A 19,314-nucleotide genomic window follows, 5' to 3' on the forward strand; every position below is an offset into this window, starting at 1 on the left:
AACAGTAGGGGCTCGTAGTTGCACGGCCGTTCCCGGCCCGTGACGGGCATGTGACCGAGCGGGGTCGGGACGGTCGCCGTCACGCTGCCCGGATACCGCCGGTCGTGGCATCGTCTCGGACGTGCGTTTCCTCGACGACCGTGCCCGGGCGACCGACCTGACCTACGACGACGTGTTCCTCGTCCCCCGTCGCTCCTCGGTCGCGTCCCGCTTCGACGTCGACCTCTCGGCGACCGACGGCACCGGCTCCACGGTGCCCCTGGTCGCGGCGAACATGACGGCCGTGGCCGGACGCCGGATGGCCGAGACGCTCGCCCGCCGCGGTGCGCTGACCGTGCTGCCGCAGGACGTCGCGCCGGAGGCGGTCGCCGAGATCATCGGCTGGATCAAGTCGCGGCACCCGGTGTGGGACACGCCGCTGACGCTGCAGACCGGCGACGCCGTCGCCGACGCGCTGAACCTGCTGCCGAAACGCGCGCACGGCACCGTCGCCGTCGTCGACGAGGGTGGGCGCCCGGTCGGCACCGTCTCCGAGCAGGCGTGCCAGGGCGTCGACCGGTTCACCCGCCTGTCCGACGTGCTCGACCCGGCGCCGCTGACGCTGCCCCTGGACACGCCGCCACGGGAGGTGTTCGAGGCGCTCGGCGGCCGCCGCGCCGCGCTCGGGCTGGACGACGGGGGCCGGGTCGCCGGGCTGCTCACCGGGCTCGGCGCGATCCGGGCCGGGATCTACGACCCCGCCCTCGACGACCACGGCCGCCTGCGCACCGCGGCCGCCATCGGGATCAACGGCGACGTCGCGGTCAAGGCGAAGGCGCTGCTCGACGCCGGGGTGGACACGCTCGTGGTGGACACCGCGCACGGCCACCAGGACAAGATGCTCGACGCGCTGCGGGCCGTGCGCCGGGTCGCCACCGAGGTCGGGAGCACGGTGCCGGTCGCGGCCGGGAACGTGGTGACCGCGGAGGGCGTCGCCGACCTCGCCGAGGCCGGGGCGGACATCGTCAAGGTCGGCGTCGGCCCCGGCGCGATGTGCACGACGCGGATGATGACCGGCGTCGGACGACCCCAGTTCTCCGCCGTCGCCGAGTGCTCGGCGGCGGCCCGGGAGCACGGCGTCGTCGTGTGGGCCGACGGCGGCGTCCGGCACCCGCGGGACGTGGCGCTGGCACTGGCGGCTGGCGCGTCGTCGGTGATGATCGGGTCGTGGCTGGCCGGCACGTACGAGTCGCCGGGCGACCTGCTGCGCGACGAGCACGGGCGGCCCTACAAGGAGTCGTTCGGCATGGCCTCGAAGCGGGCGGTGAGCGCCAGGACCCGGGGGGACAACACGTTCGACCGTGCCCGCAAGGCGTTGTTCGAGGAGGGCATCTCCTCGTCGCGCCAGCGCCTCGATCCGGACCGCCCTGGCGTCGAGGACGTCCTCGACGAGATCTGCTCCGGCGTGCGCTCCGCCTGCACCTACGCCGGGGCCCGTTCGCTCGAGGAGCTGCACGAACGCGCGGTGCTGGGCGTCCAGACCGCGGCGGGCTTCACCGAGGGCACGCCGCACGGCGGCTGACCGGACCGCCACAACGTGACCACCGGTTCGCCGCACGGATCGAGCGTCACGGCACGGCGTCTCGGGGCACCGCACCGTCGCGGCCGATGCGAGCGGGTGGATCGGGAGTGACGTTCCGGTCGCGACGGCCGCGGCGTTCCACTCGATCGCGGCGGGGGCGTCGGGTGGAACGTCGCCGCCGCCGTCGGATCAGATCCGGCGGCCGAACAGGTTGCGCACCTCGTCGACGGCGGTGGACGGCGGGAGGGTGTCCTCGCGCCGCCACGGCGGGGGCTCCCGGCGGCCGTCGTGGTCGGCGCCCGGCAGCTCGACCGACGCGCCGGGTTCCTCGGTGGCGTCGGCGGCGGGGTCCTCGGCGGCGTCGGACCCGTCTCCGGAGGGGAGCTCGGTGTCCCAGGACGGCCGGTCCCACGACGACGGCGGCGTGGCGTCGCCGGGCTCGTCGTCCAGGCCGTGGCGCGCGCCGGAGGCGGCGCCGAGCCCTGCCGTGCGCTCGACGGAGTTCCCGGAGTCCTCCGCCTCGGGCGCGGGGGTGGCGGCCGGCGACGACCCACCCAGGATGTCGTCGCCGCGCGGGGTCCCGCCGAGCGCGGCGCCCCACGACGGGGCGGGGTCCCGCTCCGGGGCGCGGCCACCGGAGGCCGATGCGGAGGCGGACTCCCCGCGAGCGGGCGGGAACGGACGCGGGAAGCGTCCGTGCCCGATCACCTGCTGCCCGCTGGTCTCCGGGGCCGGGGCCGACGCGCCGTCGGTGTCGCGGTCGACGGAGGGGGACGGCTCGTCCTCGGACGACGCCGGTCGCGTCGCGCAGACCACGATCGCGTCGCCGCCCGCCGTCGCACCCGCCGCGCGGGGGCCGGGGTCGGACTCGGCGTCGATCCCGGCGAGCGCGTCGCGCAGCCCGCGCAGCGGGAGCGGGCGGTTCCGGGTGACGGTCGTGGCCAGGCGCCCGGCGAGCGGCACGTTCGGGTAGCCGTCGGACAGCAGCGTGAGCTGCTCCAGGATGTCGTCGCAGACCCGGGCGAGGTGCAGCTCGGACGCGCCGGGCACGACGATCAGGAACTCGCGCTCGGACATCCGGACGGCCGCGTCCACCGGGCCGAGCGGCTGGGTCACGGCGGACGCGATGCGGCGGGCCGCGTGGTAGGCCGCGCGGGTGTCGGTGCCGCCGCGGCTCGCCTCGGAGACGGCGGGCAGGTCGAACAGCGCGAGCCCGACCGGCAGCACCGTCGTGCCGTCGCCGTCCGACCACCGGTGCAGGAAGTCCGGCGTGGTCAGGCCGCTCTGCGGGTCGGTGCCCGCGGCGTGCCGGGCGGCGGCCGCGGCGTGCGCGTCGCCGAGCTGGGCCCGCAGCCGTGCGCTGCCGGAACGGGCGGACACCAGTCGCTCCGCGAGGTGGAACGCCGCGCTCGTCGCCCACACCTCCTGCGGCGTGCCCGCCGAGCTGGCCGGGTCGGCGCCCGCCGACATCGTCTCGCCGAGCAGGCGGTCGATCGTGCGGACCATGTCCTCTGGCAGGCGTCCGCCGATGACCAGGCGCAGCCGCGCCAGCTCGACGGTGGCCTGCACCCGCGAGAAGCCCCACCGGCTGCGGAACCGCCGACCGGCCTCCAGCGAGGATGCTCCCGGCTCGATGCCGTGCTGGTCGGTGGCCACCAGGAACGCGCCGGCCTCCGGGGTCACCGCGACGACCGACCACTCGTTGACCAGCGCCTCGGCCGGGTCGAGCAGCACCTGGGCGACGCCGTCGGGCAGCTCGTGCTGCGGCCCGTCGCAGAACCCGATCGCGACGCGCGCGCCGGTCCTGGCGATCCGCTCGTACGTGGCCCGCTCGCGCTCGAAGTACTCCATCCGCTGGAACAGCGCGAGCACGATCGTCGGCTCGGCGTGCGGCGCGGCGAGGACCGCCCGCTCGATGGCGTGCGAGACGGCGACGAGCGAGCGCTTCGTCGTCAGCTCCGGCCGCTGCCCGGACACCTGCTCCAGCACCCGGGCGGCGTCGACGGCGTTCGGTGCCGCGCGCGCACCGGCCCACGCGCTGAGCCGCTCGGCGATCGGCGCACCTCCGGTCCGGTCACCGTCTCGTCCGGTCATGCCGCGCCCCCACGTGTCGCTCCGCTGTGGCGTCGGCGTCGTGGTGCGAGCCGAACGCATCCACAAGTTCTGGTCCGATCACCGGCGATCGGACCAGAAATCACCGGCCGGATCGACTCGGGACCGGGGTCCGCCGACGAGAGGGCTACTGCGTTCGGCGGACGGCGACCTGCGCATACGCAGCGCGGCGCGACCGTCACGTGGGGTCGACGGTCGCGCCGGCGTGCGTACTACGAGGGGGTCAGGATCCGGGGCCCTCCAGCATCTCGGTCACCAGCGCCGCGATCGGGCTGCGCTCGCTGCGGGTGAGCGTCACGTGGGCGAACAACGGGTGGCCCTTCAGCTTCTCGATCACCGCGGCGACGCCGTCGTGCCGACCGACCCGCAGGTTGTCCCGCTGCGCGACGTCGTGCGTGAGCACCACCCGGCTCGCCGCGCCCAGCCGGGAGAGCACCGTGAGCAGCACGTTGCGCTCCAACGACTGCGCCTCGTCGACGATCACGAACGTGTCGTGCAGCGAACGGCCGCGGATGTGCGTGAGCGGCAGGACCTCCAGCAGCCCGCGGGCGATCACCTCGTCGATCACGTCCTGGCTGACGAGCGCGCCGAGCGTGTCGAACACGGCCTGCGCCCAGGGCGCCATCTTCTCGCTCTCGCTGCCGGGCAGGTAACCGAGATCCTGGCCACCGACGGCGTAGAGCGGGCGGAAGACGACGATCCGCCGGTGCTGCTGGCGCTCCAGCACGGCCTCGAGACCGGCGCACAGCGCGAGCGCCGACTTCCCGGTGCCGGCCCGGCCGCCCAGCGACACGATCCCGACCTCGTTGTCCAGCAACAGGTCCAGCGCAATCCGCTGCTCCGCGGAGCGTCCGTGCAGGCCGAACGCCTCCCGGTCGCCGCGCACGAGCTTGATCCGCTTGTCCGCGGTCACCCGTCCGAGCGCGTTGGACGTCCCGGTGAGCCGCAGACCGGTGTTGCAGGGCAGGTCGCGCGCCGCGTCGTGGTCGACGACGCCGTCCCGGAACAGCGTGTCGACGTCCTCGGCGGACACCTCGATCTCGCTCATCCCGGTCCAGCCGGTGGAGAGCACGTCCTGACCGTGGTACTCGTCGGCCTCGAGGCCGACGGCGGCGGCCTTGACCCGCAGCGGGATGTCCTTCGTGACGAGCACGACCTCGCCGTGCACCGACGCGTCGGCGCGCAGGTTCAGCGCGCAGGCCAGGATCCGGCTGTCGTTGGAGTCCGTGCGGAACCCGGCCGGGAGCACCATCGGGTCCGAGTGGTTCAGCTCGACGTGCAGCGTGCCGCCGGAGTTCCCGACCGGGATCGGGGCGTCCAGCCGGCCGTGCTTGACGCGCAGGTCGTCGAGCTCGCGCAACGCGGTGCGGGCGAACCAGCCGAGCTCGGGGTGGTGGCGCTTGGCCTCCAGCTCGGAGATCACCACGAGCGGCAGGACGACCTGGTGCTCGTCGAAGCGCAGCAGCGACCAGGGGTCGGACAGCAGCACGGAGGTGTCGAGGACGTAGCAGCGGGCAGGGGTGCCCGACGAGGTGGAACCAGACGGGACGTCGGCGCCGGTGGACGGCGCGGGACGACTATCGGTCACGGGTGCTCCCTCGCGGACGCGGCACCACGCCCACTCTGCGCTGGGCCGGCCGGTCCCGGTGCGGTCGCGACGGCGTCGGCGGACCGCAGAGGGTCCTCCGGCCGGCACGCCCGCGAGGGCCGGGTGCCGGCCCTCTCGGGTGCGTGTGACACCACGTCCAGGGCCTCCCGGACGGTCCGCATGGGGTGCGTCCCGTCCATGCGGACGCTACTAGTGGTCACCCTGGTGCGGTCAACAGTGACTCGCGGCGTCGAGTGGACGGAGAACCCCGTTGGAACAACGGCCACCTACCGTTCATCGCAAGATCGCCACCGTCCGCCGTCATCGGGACCTGCGCGAACACGACCGGTTGCCGACCGTGCGGGCCAACCGGTCACCCGCTGAACGGCCCCGCGCTCACCCCGCCGCGCGGGCGAGATCGTCGCGGAGATCGCCCGGGGTGATCGGCTCGTCGAGCAGCCTGCGCAGCCCGTCGACCGGGTCCGTACCGGGCCGCCGGAGCCATTCCGTGACCAGCGGGCGGCCCTCCGCGTACGCCGTCGCGTAGGTCCGCCAGTGCGGGTGGTCGAGAAACCCGAGCATGCGACGGGCGCGCGCCTCGTCGATCAGCAGCCAGCGTCTCAAGTGGGCCAGCACCTCGTCGGGGCCCGCGCCGCGGGCGTACCGCAGCACGGCGGCGTCCTGCCGCACCCGGCCCAGATCGTCCAGCGCGTCCTCGACGGCCTCGGCGAGACCGCCGTCCAGCGGAAGGCCGATGCCGGCCAGCACGTGCTCGGCGTCCGATCCCCATCCGGGGCCGGGCAGCACGTGGTGCGCGGCCTCCGCAGCGCCCTCGGCGAGCAGCCCCTGCGGGCTGTGCACCAGGCGCAGCCGCAGCTCCGGCAGCGAGTCCCCGGCCGCGGCCGCGTGGCAGTACTGGGTGTGGTGTCCGGGGTACGCCTCGTGCGCGACCAGCGGCAGGAGCTGCCCCCGGCGCAGGTGCGCGGACGCGTCGACCGCGATCCGGCTGCGGCCGCCGCCGAGATGGTGGGTGAACGCGGTCCACGGCCTGCCGTCGGCGACCTCCCAGGTCACCGACTCCCCGTCCGGCAGGCCGATCCGATCGACGACCGGCTCGCGCAGATGCGCCGCCATCGCCTCGACGGCGTCGGCCAGCCGATCCGGAGGGATCCGGTCGGCCTCCCGGTGGGCGGAGAGCCTGCTTGCGAGCGGCCCGCGGCCGGGCAGCAGCTCGGCGAGCCTGCGGTGGGCCGCCCGGTACCGGTCCGGGTCCTCGCACCGCACGTCGACCCCGTAGGTGGCCGCGACCTCGTCGGCGAACCCGACGTCGTCGCCCGCGACCAGCCGGGCACGGCACTCGAGCGCCCTCAGCTGCGCCTCGACGTACCGGGCACGCCGGGGCGGCAGGCCGGACGCGGGGAGCTCCGCGACGAGTGTCCGGGCCCGGCGCGCGAGCAGGCGCGGGTCCGCGGCCGGCTCGTCGGCGACGTGGCGCGCCAGCGCGGCGTCCGGCACCGGTCCGTCGAGCAGTCCGGGGACGAGCCGGTCGAGCCGCAGCGCGAGCAGCATCACGTCGCGCATGACGAGTCCGGACACCATGAGAACCCTACGGCGCGGACGCCGTCATCACCGACGGTCGTCGGCGATCGTTTGCGAGCCCCGGTCCCCGGCCACGACCGAGATCTCCCGGAACTGCCGGATCCGTCGCTGAGTAATCCTTTTACACGATGTGATTCACGGGTTTGTCCGGGTTGCCGATCTCGGGATACGTTTTCTCACAGCCGACGCGGGCTCCCTCGTTTTCGTGCGTCGGCAAGGTTCCCCGAAACCCACTGGAGAGAAACTGTGCTGAAGAAGGCTGGGCTCATCGTCGCGGCGTCCGCCGCGTCCATCGTCGCCCTGAGCCCGCTGGCGTTCGCCACCGACGACCACGGCCACGGAGACCAGAACTCCTCCGGCGTCGTCAACGGCCTGAACGGCAACAACCTGAACGCGCCGATCCAGGCCTGCAACAACGACATCCAGGGTCAGGTCGGCCTCGTCCCTGTCCAGGACGTCGCCGAGAACCCGACGGTGCCGCTGAACGGCGCGGCCGGCCTGCTGGGCGACGCCAAGGCGCACCAGGACTCCGACTCCGCCAACGCGCGCACCTGCGGACAGGACTCCGGCGGCGCGGGCTACGGCAACAACTGAGCCCTCCGGCGTAGCCGTGGAACGGGCCTCGGAGCCACCGCTCCGGGGTCCGTTCCGCTCTTTCGAAACCGCCTGAATCAGTTCCCGAATCTGCGGTGCCGCGCCGAGAACGAGCGCAGGGCCCGCAGGAAATCGACGCGCCGGAACTCCGGCCAGTAGGCCTCGCAGAACCAGAACTCGGAATGCGCGGACTGCCACAGCAGGAACCCGGACAGCCGCTGCTCGCCGCTGGTCCGGATGACCAGGTCCGGGTCCGGCTGGCCCGACGTGTAGAGGTGCTCGGCGATGTGGTCGACGTCGAGCGTCTCGGCCAGCTCCTCGATCGTCCGTCCGGCCTCCGCCTCGGCGAGCAACATCTTGCGCACCGCGTCGGCGATCTCCTGCCGCCCCCCGTAACCGACGGCGACGTTGAGCTGCAGCCCGCGCCGCCCGGTCGTCCGCGCCGCGGCGGCGGCCAGCCGCTCGGCCAGCGCGGGCGGCAGCAGCTCCATCGCGCCCACGACGCGCAGGCGCCACGGCGTCGACGGACCGGACAGGTCGTCCACGACCGTCCCGATGATCTCCAGGAGGGGCTCGAGCTCCCGCGGCGGGCGGGTGAGGTTGTCCGTGGACAGCAGGAACAGCGTGACGACCTCGACGCCCGCCTCGGAACACCATCCGAGCAGGTCGGCGATCTTCGCCGCGCCGGCCCGGTGACCCTCGTTGACGTCGACGATTCCGGCGTCGCGAGCCCATCGCCGGTTGCCGTCCAGGATCAGTGCGACGTGGCGGGGGCTCTCCGCGCCGGCGATCTGACGCAGGATCCTCCGCTCGTACACGGAGTACAGCAGGTCGCGCACGGCCACGTGGCGGAGCCTAGACCCCCTCGCCGGGACTCCCCCGGTCGAAGGTCGCGGTTGTGGCGTGAGTCCGGTTCGGCCGACAGGAACCCGGCCGTGCTCGTACCGTCGCAGACGTGAGCACGGACGTCGCCCCGCCGCCCGTCAAGCCGCTCCTGCGCGGACGGCTCCACCAATGTAGCTTCGTCGCCTCCGCGATCGCGTGTGCGGTGCTCACCGTCGTGGCCGCGACGGTCGCCGGCTCGGACGCCGCGGTGTCCACGGCCGTGTACGGCGTGACGATCCTCGGCCTGTTCGGCGTCAGCGCGCTCTACCACCGGCGCACCTGGACGGTGCCCCGCCACCGCGCACTGATGAAGCGCCTCGACCACTCGATGATCTTCCTGTTCATCGCGGGCACCTACACGCCGGTGTCCGTGCTGGCCCTCCCCCGGCCGACCGCGACCTGGGTGCTGGCCGTCGTCTGGGTCGGCGCCCTGCTCGGCGTGGTGCTCACGACGGCGTGGCCGAACGCCCCCTCGTGGGTCGGCGTGCCGATCTACATAGCCCTGGGCTGGGTGGCCGTGTTCGTGCTCCCGGCGCTGCTGCGTGGCGGCGGCGTCGCCGCCCTGGTGCTGCTGCTCGCCGGTGGGCTGCTCTACACGGTGGGCGGGGTCGTCTACGCCCTGCGGCGCCCGAACCCCTGGCCCGCCACGTTCGGCTATCACGAGGTGTTCCACGCGGCCACCGTGCTGGCGGCCGCGTGTCACCACATCGCGATCTGGATGGTCGTGCTGCCGGGCTGATCAGCCGTCGGAGTCCCGGTCGGCGTCCGGCCCACCGGCCCGCAGGTCGTCGACCCGCGCCATCGCTGCGCGCAGCTCGGACAGCCAGTCGTCGGCGTGCCTGCCGACCAGCCGTACCGCCCAGGCCAGCGCGTCCGAGCGGGACCGGGCCACCCCGGCGTCCACGAGCGTGTCCAGCACGATCCGCTCCGGCTGCCGCAGCCGGGTCATGACCGGCACCGACGCCGTCGTGAACAGCTCGGTCGTCCCGCCGATCCTTGCTCCCCAGGCGACCTTGCGGTGGTAGCGGGCCTCGGCCTGCTGGGCGATCTCGATCCGCTCGTCGCGGGTCTGCTCCCGGAACCGGGAGATCCGCCCGACCTCGGCGGCGGCGCGGTCGGCGCGGCCGGCGTCGGTGTCCGGATACTCCTCGGTCAGCGGCGGCAGGTCTCCGACGACGACGATCTCGTCCTTGTCCGCCGTCACGTCCGGCGACCCGGCGAACCAGCCGTCCGGCAGGCGCCCGGCGAACCAGCCGGACACGTCGTCGGTCGACGGGAGATCCGCCTGCTGCCAGCCTCCGCGTCCGCCGCCAGGGCGTCCGCGGTGCATCCGTCCCCTCATGTCCGTGCTCCCTCGTCTGCGATGCAGTGTGTTGCAGTACTTACATGCTTACACACTTTCGTTCGCGCAGGTGTTCTCCGAGAACGAACAGCGAGGTTCTGGCGCTAGGCAGCGCAGCACGTCGTCGAGGGACATGACCGGCCGGTCGCCGGCGCGAAGCGGTTCGGCATCGGGTCACCCTCCCGGCCGGGAAAGTGACCGGCAGGTCAGCTCCGGCTCTCCGAGCCCGTCGCGCTGGTGTCGCCCGACGTGCCGTCGGTGTCCTCCGGGGACCCGGAACCGGGCTCGTCGAACGACGCCGGGAGCTTGCGGATCCGCTTGCTCATCGACCGGATCAGCATGGCGGTGGCGATCAGCAACAGGAGGACGACGACGAGGCCGACCACCGACGCGTTGCCGAACTCCGGGCCCTTGCCGGGCGGGGGCGCGGGGTCCTGCGCCGGGACCGACACCACCGCCGTGGTCGCACCCGGCCCGGTCACCGCTCCCACCAGCACCGTCCGCCGCCCTTCCGTTGTCCGGCGCCGCTCCGGCACCGGACGACCAGGCTACCCGCCGGCACGGGGGGGGGCTCAGCCGGCACGCCGCTGTTCGGCGGCCTCCTCGATGCCGGCGAACAGGTCGGTCTCCGGCACGGAGGTCTCGACGAGCGACTGGACCAGCTCGTAGTCCTCGGTCGGCCACACGCGCGTCTGGACCTCCAGCGGCGTCTGGAACCAGCGGCTCGTCGGGTCCACCTGCGTGGCGTGCGCGCGCAGGGCGTCGTCCCGCTGCGGGAAGTAGTCGCCGCAGACGACCTTCGTGGTCACGCGCTCACCGGGGTCCGGACGGTCCGACCAGTTCGTCAGCCACTCCTCGTACGGCGACTCCTGACCGCTGGCCAGGATCGCCTCGTGGAACGCGGTGATCCGCGCCTTGGAGAAGCCGTGCCCGTAGTAGAGCTTCAACGGCTGCCACGGCGCACCGGCGTCCGGGAAGCGCTCCGGGTCCCCTGCCGCCTCCCACGCCGCCATCGACACCTCGTGGGTACGGATGTGGTCCGGGTGCGGGTATCCGCCGTTCTCGTCGTAGGTGACGATCACGTGCGGGCGGAACTCGCGGATCACGCGGACCAGCGCCTCGGCCTGCTCCTCGATGTCACCGAGCGCGAAGCATCCCTCCGGCAGCGGCGGCTTCGGGTCCCCCTCCGGCAGGCCGGAGTCCACGAAGCCGAGCCAGCGGTGCTGCACGCCGAGGATCTCGGCGGCCCGGGCCATCTCGGCGCGACGGATGGCGGTCATGTCCGCGAGGACGTCCGGCCGGTCCATCGCCGGGTTCAGGATGCTGCCGCGCTCCCCGCCGGTGCAGGTCACGACCATCACGTCGTGCCCCTCGGCCACGTAGCGGGCGCTGCTCGCGGCGCCCTTGCTGGACTCGTCGTCCGGGTGCGCGTGCACGGTCATCAGCCGTGGCCGCTCACCGGGGGCGAGGACGGCGTCGCTCGGGCTCATCAGGTGCGGTTCCCTCCACCGATCACGACCGGGGTGGCCGGTCGGTCCGGATCGAATACTTGCAGAGCGGTACGACAGTTTCCGGCGGGGCCGTCGGAGGCCCACCGCCAGACACCAACACCGCCGGTCGGGAACCTCTTCCCGGCGGCGCGTGACGGCCGCGCGGACGGGTGGCCGACGAGCGGTGCCGCCGTGCACACGACACCTGCCCCGTGCAGATGCACACGCCGTTCGCAAGGCCTCTACCTGCGACGACGGGCCGGTCGGGAACTCCGGGGAGTTCCCGACCGTTCGACGAAAGACTGCGACGAGCGGCATGGCCCGTGCTAAGGTGTGTCGCACACGGCCCGCAGGCGGGTCGTGTTTTTCCTTACTCGGGGCCACGACGCTCGAGCGGAGTCGCACCCCCGTGTGTCCGCTGTGCGCAGCGTGACCAGGTGGCGACGACAGTGCCCTGTTCCTTCCAAGGAGTGATGACGGTGACCGATACCCAGGCGACCTGGTTGACCCAGGAGGCCTTCGACCGGCTGAAGTCCGAGCTGGACGAGCTCATCGCGAACCGCCCCGTCATCGCCGCCGAGATCAACGCCCGGCGCGAGGAGGGCGACCTCAAGGAGAACGGCGGGTACCACGCCGCGCGCGAGGAGCAGGGCCAGCAGGAGGCACGGATCCGCCAGCTGCAGGAGCTCCTGCGCACCGCCCAGGTCGGCACGTCACCGACCAGCCTGGACGAGGCCGCCCCCGGAACCGTGCTCACGATCAAGTACGAGGACGACGAGGACACCGAGAAGGTCCTGCTGGGCTCCCGCGAGGAGGGCAGCCACGGCGACCTCCAGGTCATCTCCCCGAACTCCCCGCTCGGTGCCGCCCTGATCGGCGCCAAGCCCGGCGACACCCGCTCCTACCAGCTCCCCGACGGCGGCAGCATGGAGGTCAGCCTCGTGACGGTCGAGCCGTTCACCGGCTGATCCCCGCACCCGATCGGACGGCCATGAGGGCGGCCGCCGAACGTCGGAGGTAGCCTCGCGGTTCCGGACCCGCGACCAGCGATGGGCCCGGACTCCCGAGAGGACGATCATGACGCGGCTGCGCACCGCGGCACCGCTGCTGGCGGCCGCCGGCCTGGCCGCGCTCGCCGTCGTCTCGATCCGGACCGCGGGCTGCGACGACCCCGGGCGCTACGAAGCCCTCCCGGACGGCACGTACGCGCTGGTCGGCGGTTGTCTGGAGCCGGGCGACCTGGTCGTGCCGCCGCCAGCGCCGCTGCCGGAGCCCCCGCCGGTTCCGGCGCCCGTCCCGTCCCGGAGCTGACGGCCGGGCCCCTCGCGGAGCCCGACCGGGTGGGGACCGACGCGCGTCAGCGCACCGCGTCCAGCGCCGCGCGCAGGTCGTCGACCAGGTCGTCGCCGTCCTCGATGCCGACCGAGACCCGGACCAGGTTGTCCGGCACCTCCAGCATCGAGCCGGCGACCGACAGGTGCGTCATCTGCCCGGGGTGCTCGATCAGCGACTCGACGCCGCCGAGCGACTCGGCGAGCGTGAAGAGCTTCGTCGTCGCGCAGATCCGCAGCGCCGCTCCGGAACCACCCGCGGCCAGGAACGACACCATGCCGCCGAACCGGCGCATCTGCTTGGCCGCGATCTCGTGGCCGGGGTGCTCGGGCAGCCCGGGGTAGAGCACGCGCTCGACGGCCGGGTGCGCGGTCAGCAGCTCGGCGATCCGCTCGGCGTTGTCGCTGTGGCGCTCCATCCGGACGGCCAGTGTCTTCGCCCCGCGCAGCGTGAGCCATGCGTCGAACGGGCTCGGCACCGAGCCGACCGCGTTCTGCGTGAACCTCACCTGCTCGGCCAGCTCGTCGTCCGAGGTGATCAGCGCACCGCCGACGACGTCGGAGTGCCCGCCGACGTACTTCGTCGTGGAGTGCAGCACCACGTCCGCGCCGAGCGCGAGCGGCTGCTGCAGGTAGGGCGAGGCGAACGTGTTGTCCACGACGAGCTTCGCGCCCGCCCCGTGCGCGATCTCGGCGGAGGCGGGGATGTCCGCGATGCCCAGCAGCGGGTTCGTCGGGGACTCCGCCCAGACGACCGTCGTGGTCGGGCGCACGGCCTCCCGCAACGCCCGCGGGTCGGCCAGGTCGACCGGCGTGTACTCGATCCCCCAGTGCTTGAGCACCTTGTCCACCAGGCGGAACGTACCGCCGTACGCGTCGTGCGGGATGACGACGTGGTCGCCGGGACGCATCAGGACCCGCAGCAGCGTGTCCGACGCGCCCATGCCGCTGCCGAACGCGAACGCGTGCCGCCCGCCCTCGAGCGCGGCCAGCTGCTCCTGCAGCGCGGTCCGGGTCGGGTTCGCGGCGCGCGAGTACTCGTACCCGCCGCGCGTCCCGCCGACGCCGTCCTGCGCGTACGTCGAGCTCGGGTGGATCGGGGGGATGACCGCGCCGGTCGTCGGGTCGGGGTCCTGACCGGCGTGGATCGCGCGCGTGGAGAAGCCCTGCATGCCCCGGAACGCTACGCCGTCCGGGAGATCAGCCGTTGCCCAGGAACCCCAGCACGTCCGAGCGGGTCACCACACCGGCCGGCTTGCCGTCGACCAGCACCAGCGCGGCGTCCGCCGAGGCGAACGCGGACATCGCGTCCTGCAGCGGCTCGCCCGCGCCGAGCACCGGTAGCGGCGGGGACATGTGGTCCTCCAGCCGGTCCGCGAGCTGGGCGCGGCCGGTGAACAGCGCGTCCAGGATGTCCCGCTCCACGACGGCGCCGACCACCTCCGCGGCCATCACCGGCGGCTCGGCCTTGACGACCGGCATCTGCGAGACACCGAACTCGCGCAGGTACTGCGCGCCGTCGGCGACCGTCTCGTTCGGGTGCGCGTGCACCAGCGCCGGGATCGTGCCGTCCTTGCCGCGCAGCACGTCGCCGATCGTGAAGCCCTCGGCGGGCGGCAGGAACCCGTAGCTGGACATCCACCGGTCGTTGAAGACCTTGCCGAGGTAGCCGCGACCGCCGTCCGGCAGCAGCACGACGATCACCGAGTCGGCGGGCGCCTGCTCAGCGACCCGCAGCGCCGCGACCGTCGCCATCCCACAGGATCCCCCGACCAGCAGCGCCTCCTCCCTCGCGAGCCGCCGCGTCATCGCGAACGAGTCCGCGTCGGAGACCGCGACGATCTCGTCGCAGACGTCCTTGTCGTACGTGGTCGGCCAGAAGTCCTCACCGACGCCCTCGACCAGGTAGGGCCGCCCGCTGCCGCCGGAGTACACCGAGCCCTCCGGGTCGGCGCCGACGATCCGCACCGACCCGCCGGAGACCTCCTTGAGGTACCGGCCGATGCCGGAGATCGTCCCGCCGGTGCCGATGCCGGCGACGAAGTGCGTGATCTTTCCGTCGGTCTGCTCCCAGATCTCCGGCCCGGTGCCGAGGTAGTGCGACTCCGGGTTGGCCCGGTTCGCGTACTGGTTCGGCTTCCACGCCCCGTCCATCTCCTCGACGAGCCGGTCGGACGTCCGGTAGTAGGAGTCCGGGTGGTCCGGGTCCACCGCCGTCGGGCACACGACGACCTCGGCGCCGTACGCCTTGAGCACGTTGCGCTTGTCCTCGCCGACCTTGTCCGGGCAGACGAACACGCAGTGGTAGCCCTTGCGCTGGGCGACCATCGCGAGCCCGACGCCGGTGTTGCCGGAGGTCGGCTCGACGATCGTCCCGCCCGGCCGCAGCTCGCCGGAGGCCTCCGCCGCCTCGACCATCCGCAGCGCGATCCGGTCCTTCACGCTGCCGCCGGGGTTGAAGTACTCCACCTTCGCCAGCACCGGGGGCACGATGCCCTCGGCCACCGCCCCCAGCCGGACGAGTGGGGTGTTCCCGACCAGGTCGGCGACGTGCTCGACGTAGCGCATGCGGCAATCGTGCCATCCACCGCCGCGATCACTCGCGCTCGATCCGCCGCACCTCCTCCCCCGGCCGCCACCACCGGACGACGAGCCGGTCCCGCGCGTCGTTCAGCCCGGTCCAGACGACCTCGGTGATGTCCGCGCGGAACCCGTCGCCCTCGGTCTCCCCGGTGAGGTCGCCGGTCGGCACGGCCCGGCCGGAGACCTTCACGTCGCCGTCGCCCAGCGACCCGTCGGACTGGTCGGCGGGTGCGCAGTGCAACGCGAACCGCGGGTCCCGCCGCAGGTCCGCCCCCTTGCGGGCGTGCGGCATCGAGCCGAACGCGAGCTGCCCGTCGGAGACCACCGCGTCGAATCCGGACACCCGCGGCGACCCGTCCGCGCGCAGCGTCGCGACGATCTTCGTGATCGAGCGGTCCAGGCACCGCTGCACCAGCGCCGCGAACTCCGGCTCGTCGGCGGCGAACTCTTCCCATGTGGCCACGGCCACAGGATGACGGGTATCCCTGACAGTTCCGGTCGGGTTCATGGTTACCCGCGAGTAGAGTCACCGGCGAGGACACCCCGTTCACTGGAGGATGACGATGCCCGAAGCCGTGATCGTCGCCGCGGCCCGCTCGCCGATCGGCCGCGCGAACAAGGGCTCGCTGGCCGGCATGCGCCCGGACGACCTGACCGTGCAGATGGTCCGCGCGGCCCTGGACCAGGTCCCCGCGCTCGACCCGGCCGAGATCGACGACCTGATGCTGGGTTGCGGCCTGCCGGGCGGCGAGCAGGGCAACAACATGGCCCGCGTCGTCGCCGTCCAGCTGGGCTACGACGGGCTGCCGGGCACCACGATCACCCGGTACTGCTCGTCGTCGCTGCAGACCACGCGGATGGCGCTGCACGCCATCAAGGCGGGCGAGGGCGACGTGTTCGTCTCGGCAGGCGTGGAGACCGTGTCCCGGTTCGCGAAGGGCACGTCGGACTCCTGGCCGGACACGCACAACCCGCTGTTCGCCGACGCCGAGGCCCGCACGGCGCACACGGCCGAGACCGGCGCGGACGCCTGGACCGACCCGCGCGCCGCCGCGATGCTCCCGGACGCCTACATCGCGATGGGTCAGACCGCGGAGAACCTGGCGCGCTACAAGGACGTGTCCCGCGAGGACATGGACCATTTCGCCGTCCGGTCGCAGAACCTGGCCGAGAAGGCGATCGCGAACGGCTTCTTCGCGAACGAGATCACACCGGTCACGCTGCCCGACGGCACGGTCGTCGCCGCCGACGACGGCCCCCGTGCGGGCACCACGTACGAGAAGATCTCCGAGCTCAAGCCCGTGTTCCGTCCGGACGGGCGGATCACGGCCGGCAACGCGTGCCCGCTCAACGACGGCGCCGCCGCACTGGTGGTCATGTCCGACACGAAGGCCGGTCAGCTCGGCATCACGCCGCTGGCACGGGTGGTCTCCACCGGCGTCACCGGCCTGTCTCCGGAGATCATGGGCTACGGACCGGTGGAGGCGTCGAAGCAGGCACTCGGCCGCGCCGGGCTGACGATCGACGACATCGACCTCGTCGAGATCAACGAGGCGTTCGCGGCCCAGGTCCTGCCGAGCGCCCGTGACCTGGGCATCGACGAGGAGAAGCTGAACGTGCACGGCGGGGCGATCGCGCTCGGCCACCCGTTCGGCATGACCGGCGCCCGGATCACCACCACGCTGCTGAACGGCCTGCGCGAGCGCGACGGGCGCTACGGCCTGGAGACGATGTGTGTCGGCGGTGGCCAGGGCATGGCGATGGTGATCGAGCGCCTGAGCTGACCGCGGACGACCCGGCTCCGCACCTGCCCCGCTGGTCGACGATCAGCGGGGCAGCTCGTCGTCGGGTCCCGCACGAGATCGTGACGCCGGGGAGGACGACCTGAGCGTGGCGCGAGCGCCCTGGTGCCGCGGCGCCCGATCCGCGGCACCTCCGTCGTCAGCGGCGCCGGATCACGCCGCGGCCGGCGGATCCAGCGCGATCCCGGCCTCCTGCACCGCGGCTTCTGCCCGCAACCGGGCCAGCCCGCGGTCCGGGTCCAACGCGCCCGCCGTCCCGCCCGCCGCGACCGCGGCACCCAGCGGCGGGTCGCTCACCCCGACGGCGCGGCACACGGACAGCAGCACGTCGTCGTAGGCGGCGAGCAGCGCCGTGCGCCGCACCCGCGTCGGCGGCGCGGGCCCGCAGATCTCGCGGTGCAGCCGTCGCAGATCCGCCACGAGCGACTCCAGCGGGAGCCCCGACGGGCGCGGCGCCGGCTCCGGGCGAACACGTTCCCAGACCCATCGCACGACACGCGGCAGGCGCAGCAGCGTCCAGAGCCCGACGGCCGGGCCGAAGGCGATGGCCGCGAACAGGAGTACTCCGGTGAGTACCGACCCGTCCGCGGCCATGCCACGATGCTAGACGTGATGCAGGCCACCCGGGGCCGTCCGAACGGCCCCGGCAACCCCTAGACCTTCCCGGCCGCGACCAGCTCGCGCGCCTCCTCGACGGTCGACACCGCTGGCTGGCCCCCGAACAGCGGCCTCCCGGCCGTCTCGGTCAGCTTCCACGTGGCCAGCGCGCCGACGATGCCGGCCGCCATCAGGTAGTAGCCGGGCCAGAACGCGTGGCCGGTGCCGAGCACCAGCGCCGTCATGTACAGACCGGTCGGCCCCGCGAACGCGGACACGAAGATGTTGAACGAGATCGACAGTCCGCCGTAGCGGATCGCGGTCGGGAACAGCGCGGGCAGCGTCGACGGGCACGTCGCCGAGAAGCAGATCAGCAACAGACCCATGACGACCAGGCCGAGGATCACGGCCAGCACGTTGCCGCTCTTCAGCAGGAAGATCAGCGGCACGCCGAGCACGATCAGCCCGATCGACCCCGTCCACAGCAGTGGCTTGCGCCCGATCCGCTCACTGAGCAGGCCGAGGAACGGGATGATGATCACCAGGGCCCACAGGAGCGCGATCTGGCTCCATGCCGAGGTGTTCGACGAGATCGCCGTCCCGCCGACCTCCTTCACGTCGGACTTCAGATACGTCGGCATGTAGCTGGTGAGCATGTAGTTCGTGACGTTCCAGGCCACCACCAGCGCGCCGCACGTGAGCATGGCCGGCGCGTACTTGGTGAACATCTGTTTCACCGCGACCTTGGCCTCGGTGCCCTCACGTTTCTCGGACTCGTCGAGGAGGTTCTGGAACGACGGCGTCTCCTCCAGCTTGGTCCGCAGGTAGACACCCGCGATACCGAGCGGCAGCGCCACGAAGAACGGGATCCGCCAGCCCCATGTGCTCGTGAAGTCCTCGGAGGCGATCAGCGGGACGACGGTGGCGATCGTCGCACCCAGCGCGTACCCGATGAACGTCCCGCATTCGAGGAAGCTGCCGAAGAACCCGCGCCTGCGGTCCGGGGCGTACTCGGCGATGAACGTCATCGCGCCCGCGTACTCACCACCGGTGGAGAAGCCCTGTACCACCCGGCAGAGGATCAGCAGGATCGGCGCGAGGATGCCGATCGAGGCGTACGACGGGATGAGCCCCATCAGGAACGTCCCGACCGCCATCATGATCACGGTGATCGACAGGACCTTGGTCCGCCCGATCCGGTCGCCCAGCGGGCCGAAGAACAGCCCACCCAGCGGCCGCACGCCGAACGAGACCGCGAAGCCGGCGAACGCACCGATGTGCTGCAGCGTGGGGTTGCCGGGTGGGAAGAACTGCTCCGCGATGGTCGTCTCGAGGTAGCCGTACACACCGAAGTCGAACCACTCGGTGATGTTCCCGATCGCGGCCGCCCCGACGGCACGCTTCATCACGGCCGGCTCGGTCACCGTCACGCCCGGCGGCGGGTCACCACCCGCGCCCCGGTCCATCGTCTCGACCATCTGATCCCCCTTCCCGAACGGGCATGGCATCGCAATTCGCCAGAAACGGACATTCGCTCCCCAAGCGGATCACGAGCCACCCGAAAACGGTCGCTTCGTGGTTGCTGTAGCTAAATGTCCGATTTTCCCGTCAATTTCAAGAACCCTAATCGAGAAGACGGAGCGGCGCGGGATGGGCGCACGGGATGGCATAGGTCACGCAGATCGACGTCACCGGAATGAAACACATCCCGAGATCCACGCGTCATACAGGGTGAGTGCAGACAGCACTGATGAGTCCGCAAGCTCCGTCGGACGGACCGGGTCAACCGGACCCGACCATCCGCCGCGGTGCGTGCATGTGGTGAGGAGG

Annotated in this window: 18 protein-coding genes; 6 read left to right on the forward strand and 12 right to left on the reverse strand. The window is 72.7% G+C overall.

The window, feature by feature from the left end; all coding sequences use genetic code 11:
* The first annotated feature begins 121 nt into the window (after positions 1–121).
* Positions 122–1,561: a GuaB1 family IMP dehydrogenase-related protein gene (locus tag EV378_RS12050; protein ID WP_132424028.1), complete on the forward strand. Its 1,440-nt coding sequence runs from the start codon at positions 122–124 to the stop codon at positions 1,559–1,561.
* A gap of 189 nt (positions 1,562–1,750) precedes the next feature.
* Here EV378_RS12050 and EV378_RS12055 read toward each other — a convergent pair whose 3' ends face one another.
* The 3 genes from EV378_RS12055 to EV378_RS12065 all read right to left on the reverse strand — a co-directional run bounded on the left by EV378_RS12055 (position 1,751) and on the right by EV378_RS12065 (position 6,860).
* Entirely contained in the window at positions 1,751–3,655 is a 1,905-nt protein-coding gene (locus tag EV378_RS12055; protein WP_165922256.1) for a DICT sensory domain-containing protein, read from the reverse strand.
* A 241-nt stretch (positions 3,656–3,896) separates the two neighbouring features.
* On the reverse strand, positions 3,897–5,261 hold the full coding sequence (locus EV378_RS12060) for an RNA 5'-3' helicase PhoH2 (RefSeq protein WP_132424033.1): 1,365 nt from the start codon (positions 5,259–5,261) through the stop codon (positions 3,897–3,899).
* A 396-nt stretch (positions 5,262–5,657) separates the two neighbouring features.
* Positions 5,658–6,860 carry a DUF885 domain-containing protein gene (locus tag EV378_RS12065; protein WP_132424036.1) on the reverse strand — a complete coding sequence of 401 codons (1,203 nt, stop codon included), beginning with the start codon at positions 6,858–6,860 and terminating at the stop codon, positions 5,658–5,660.
* A 246-nt stretch (positions 6,861–7,106) separates the two neighbouring features.
* On the opposite strand from EV378_RS12065, the gene EV378_RS12070 reads away from it, so the two are divergent.
* Positions 7,107–7,454 (forward strand): hypothetical protein, encoded by a 348-nt coding sequence (locus tag EV378_RS12070; RefSeq protein WP_132424039.1) that lies wholly within the window; start codon positions 7,107–7,109, stop codon positions 7,452–7,454.
* 77 nt (positions 7,455–7,531) lie between these two features.
* Here EV378_RS12070 and EV378_RS12075 read toward each other — a convergent pair whose 3' ends face one another.
* Positions 7,532–8,293: an isoprenyl transferase gene (locus tag EV378_RS12075; RefSeq protein ID WP_165922366.1), complete on the reverse strand. Its 762-nt coding sequence runs from the start codon at positions 8,291–8,293 to the stop codon at positions 7,532–7,534.
* Between the two features lie 116 nt (positions 8,294–8,409).
* Here EV378_RS12075 and trhA point away from each other — a divergent pair, with 116 nt between their 5' ends.
* Positions 8,410–9,078 carry a PAQR family membrane homeostasis protein TrhA gene (gene trhA, locus EV378_RS12080; RefSeq protein WP_207908642.1) on the forward strand — a complete coding sequence of 223 codons (669 nt, stop codon included), beginning with the start codon at positions 8,410–8,412 and terminating at the stop codon, positions 9,076–9,078.
* Here the strand turns inward: trhA and EV378_RS12085 are convergent, their stop codons facing one another.
* From EV378_RS12085 to mca, 3 genes are all read right to left on the reverse strand, one after another.
* Positions 9,079–9,681 (reverse strand): hypothetical protein, encoded by a 603-nt coding sequence (locus EV378_RS12085; RefSeq protein ID WP_243653406.1) that lies wholly within the window; start codon positions 9,679–9,681, stop codon positions 9,079–9,081.
* Positions 9,682–9,887: 206 nt separating this feature from the next.
* Positions 9,888–10,163 (reverse strand): hypothetical protein, encoded by a 276-nt coding sequence (locus EV378_RS12090; RefSeq protein WP_207908643.1) that lies wholly within the window; start codon positions 10,161–10,163, stop codon positions 9,888–9,890.
* A 90-nt stretch (positions 10,164–10,253) separates the two neighbouring features.
* A complete protein-coding gene (gene mca / locus EV378_RS12095) occupies positions 10,254–11,171 on the reverse strand; it encodes a mycothiol conjugate amidase Mca (RefSeq protein WP_132424045.1) in 918 nt (305 codons plus the stop codon).
* Between the two features lie 479 nt (positions 11,172–11,650).
* On the opposite strand from mca, the gene greA reads away from it, so the two are divergent.
* Positions 11,651–12,139, forward strand: a complete 489-nt coding sequence (gene greA / locus EV378_RS12100) for a transcription elongation factor GreA (RefSeq protein WP_207908644.1) — start codon at positions 11,651–11,653, stop codon at positions 12,137–12,139.
* 109 nt (positions 12,140–12,248) lie between these two features.
* Positions 12,249–12,482, forward strand: coding sequence for a hypothetical protein (locus EV378_RS12105; RefSeq protein ID WP_132424051.1), 234 nt, complete (start codon positions 12,249–12,251; stop codon positions 12,480–12,482).
* A gap of 46 nt (positions 12,483–12,528) precedes the next feature.
* Here the strand turns inward: EV378_RS12105 and EV378_RS12110 are convergent, their stop codons facing one another.
* From EV378_RS12110 to EV378_RS12120, 3 genes are read right to left on the reverse strand one after another with little or no spacing between them, the layout of a single operon-like run.
* Positions 12,529–13,674 (reverse strand): cystathionine gamma-synthase, encoded by a 1,146-nt coding sequence (locus tag EV378_RS12110; protein ID WP_132424054.1) that lies wholly within the window; start codon positions 13,672–13,674, stop codon positions 12,529–12,531.
* A 28-nt stretch (positions 13,675–13,702) separates the two neighbouring features.
* The gene (locus tag EV378_RS12115; protein ID WP_132424056.1) at positions 13,703–15,070 is read right to left on the reverse strand and encodes a cystathionine beta-synthase; all 1,368 of its coding nucleotides are present in this window, start codon (positions 15,068–15,070) and stop codon (positions 13,703–13,705) included.
* A 28-nt stretch (positions 15,071–15,098) separates the two neighbouring features.
* On the reverse strand, positions 15,099–15,548 hold the full coding sequence (locus EV378_RS12120) for a pyridoxamine 5'-phosphate oxidase family protein (protein ID WP_132424058.1): 450 nt from the start codon (positions 15,546–15,548) through the stop codon (positions 15,099–15,101).
* A 100-nt stretch (positions 15,549–15,648) separates the two neighbouring features.
* On the opposite strand from EV378_RS12120, the gene EV378_RS12125 reads away from it, so the two are divergent.
* Positions 15,649–16,869 (forward strand): acetyl-CoA C-acetyltransferase, encoded by a 1,221-nt coding sequence (locus EV378_RS12125; protein WP_132424060.1) that lies wholly within the window; start codon positions 15,649–15,651, stop codon positions 16,867–16,869.
* Positions 16,870–17,040: 171 nt separating this feature from the next.
* Here EV378_RS12125 and EV378_RS12130 read toward each other — a convergent pair whose 3' ends face one another.
* Together EV378_RS12130 and EV378_RS12135 are read right to left on the reverse strand one after the other, a co-directional pair.
* Positions 17,041–17,481, reverse strand: a complete 441-nt coding sequence (locus tag EV378_RS12130) for a hypothetical protein (protein ID WP_132424062.1) — start codon at positions 17,479–17,481, stop codon at positions 17,041–17,043.
* Positions 17,482–17,540: 59 nt separating this feature from the next.
* Positions 17,541–18,962, reverse strand: coding sequence for an MFS transporter (locus tag EV378_RS12135; protein WP_132424064.1), 1,422 nt, complete (start codon positions 18,960–18,962; stop codon positions 17,541–17,543).
* Positions 18,963–19,314 lie beyond the last annotated feature (352 nt).

It is taken from the genome of Pseudonocardia endophytica (genome assembly GCF_004339565.1).
In the GTDB taxonomy this organism is placed as follows: domain Bacteria; phylum Actinomycetota; class Actinomycetes; order Mycobacteriales; family Pseudonocardiaceae; genus Pseudonocardia; species Pseudonocardia endophytica.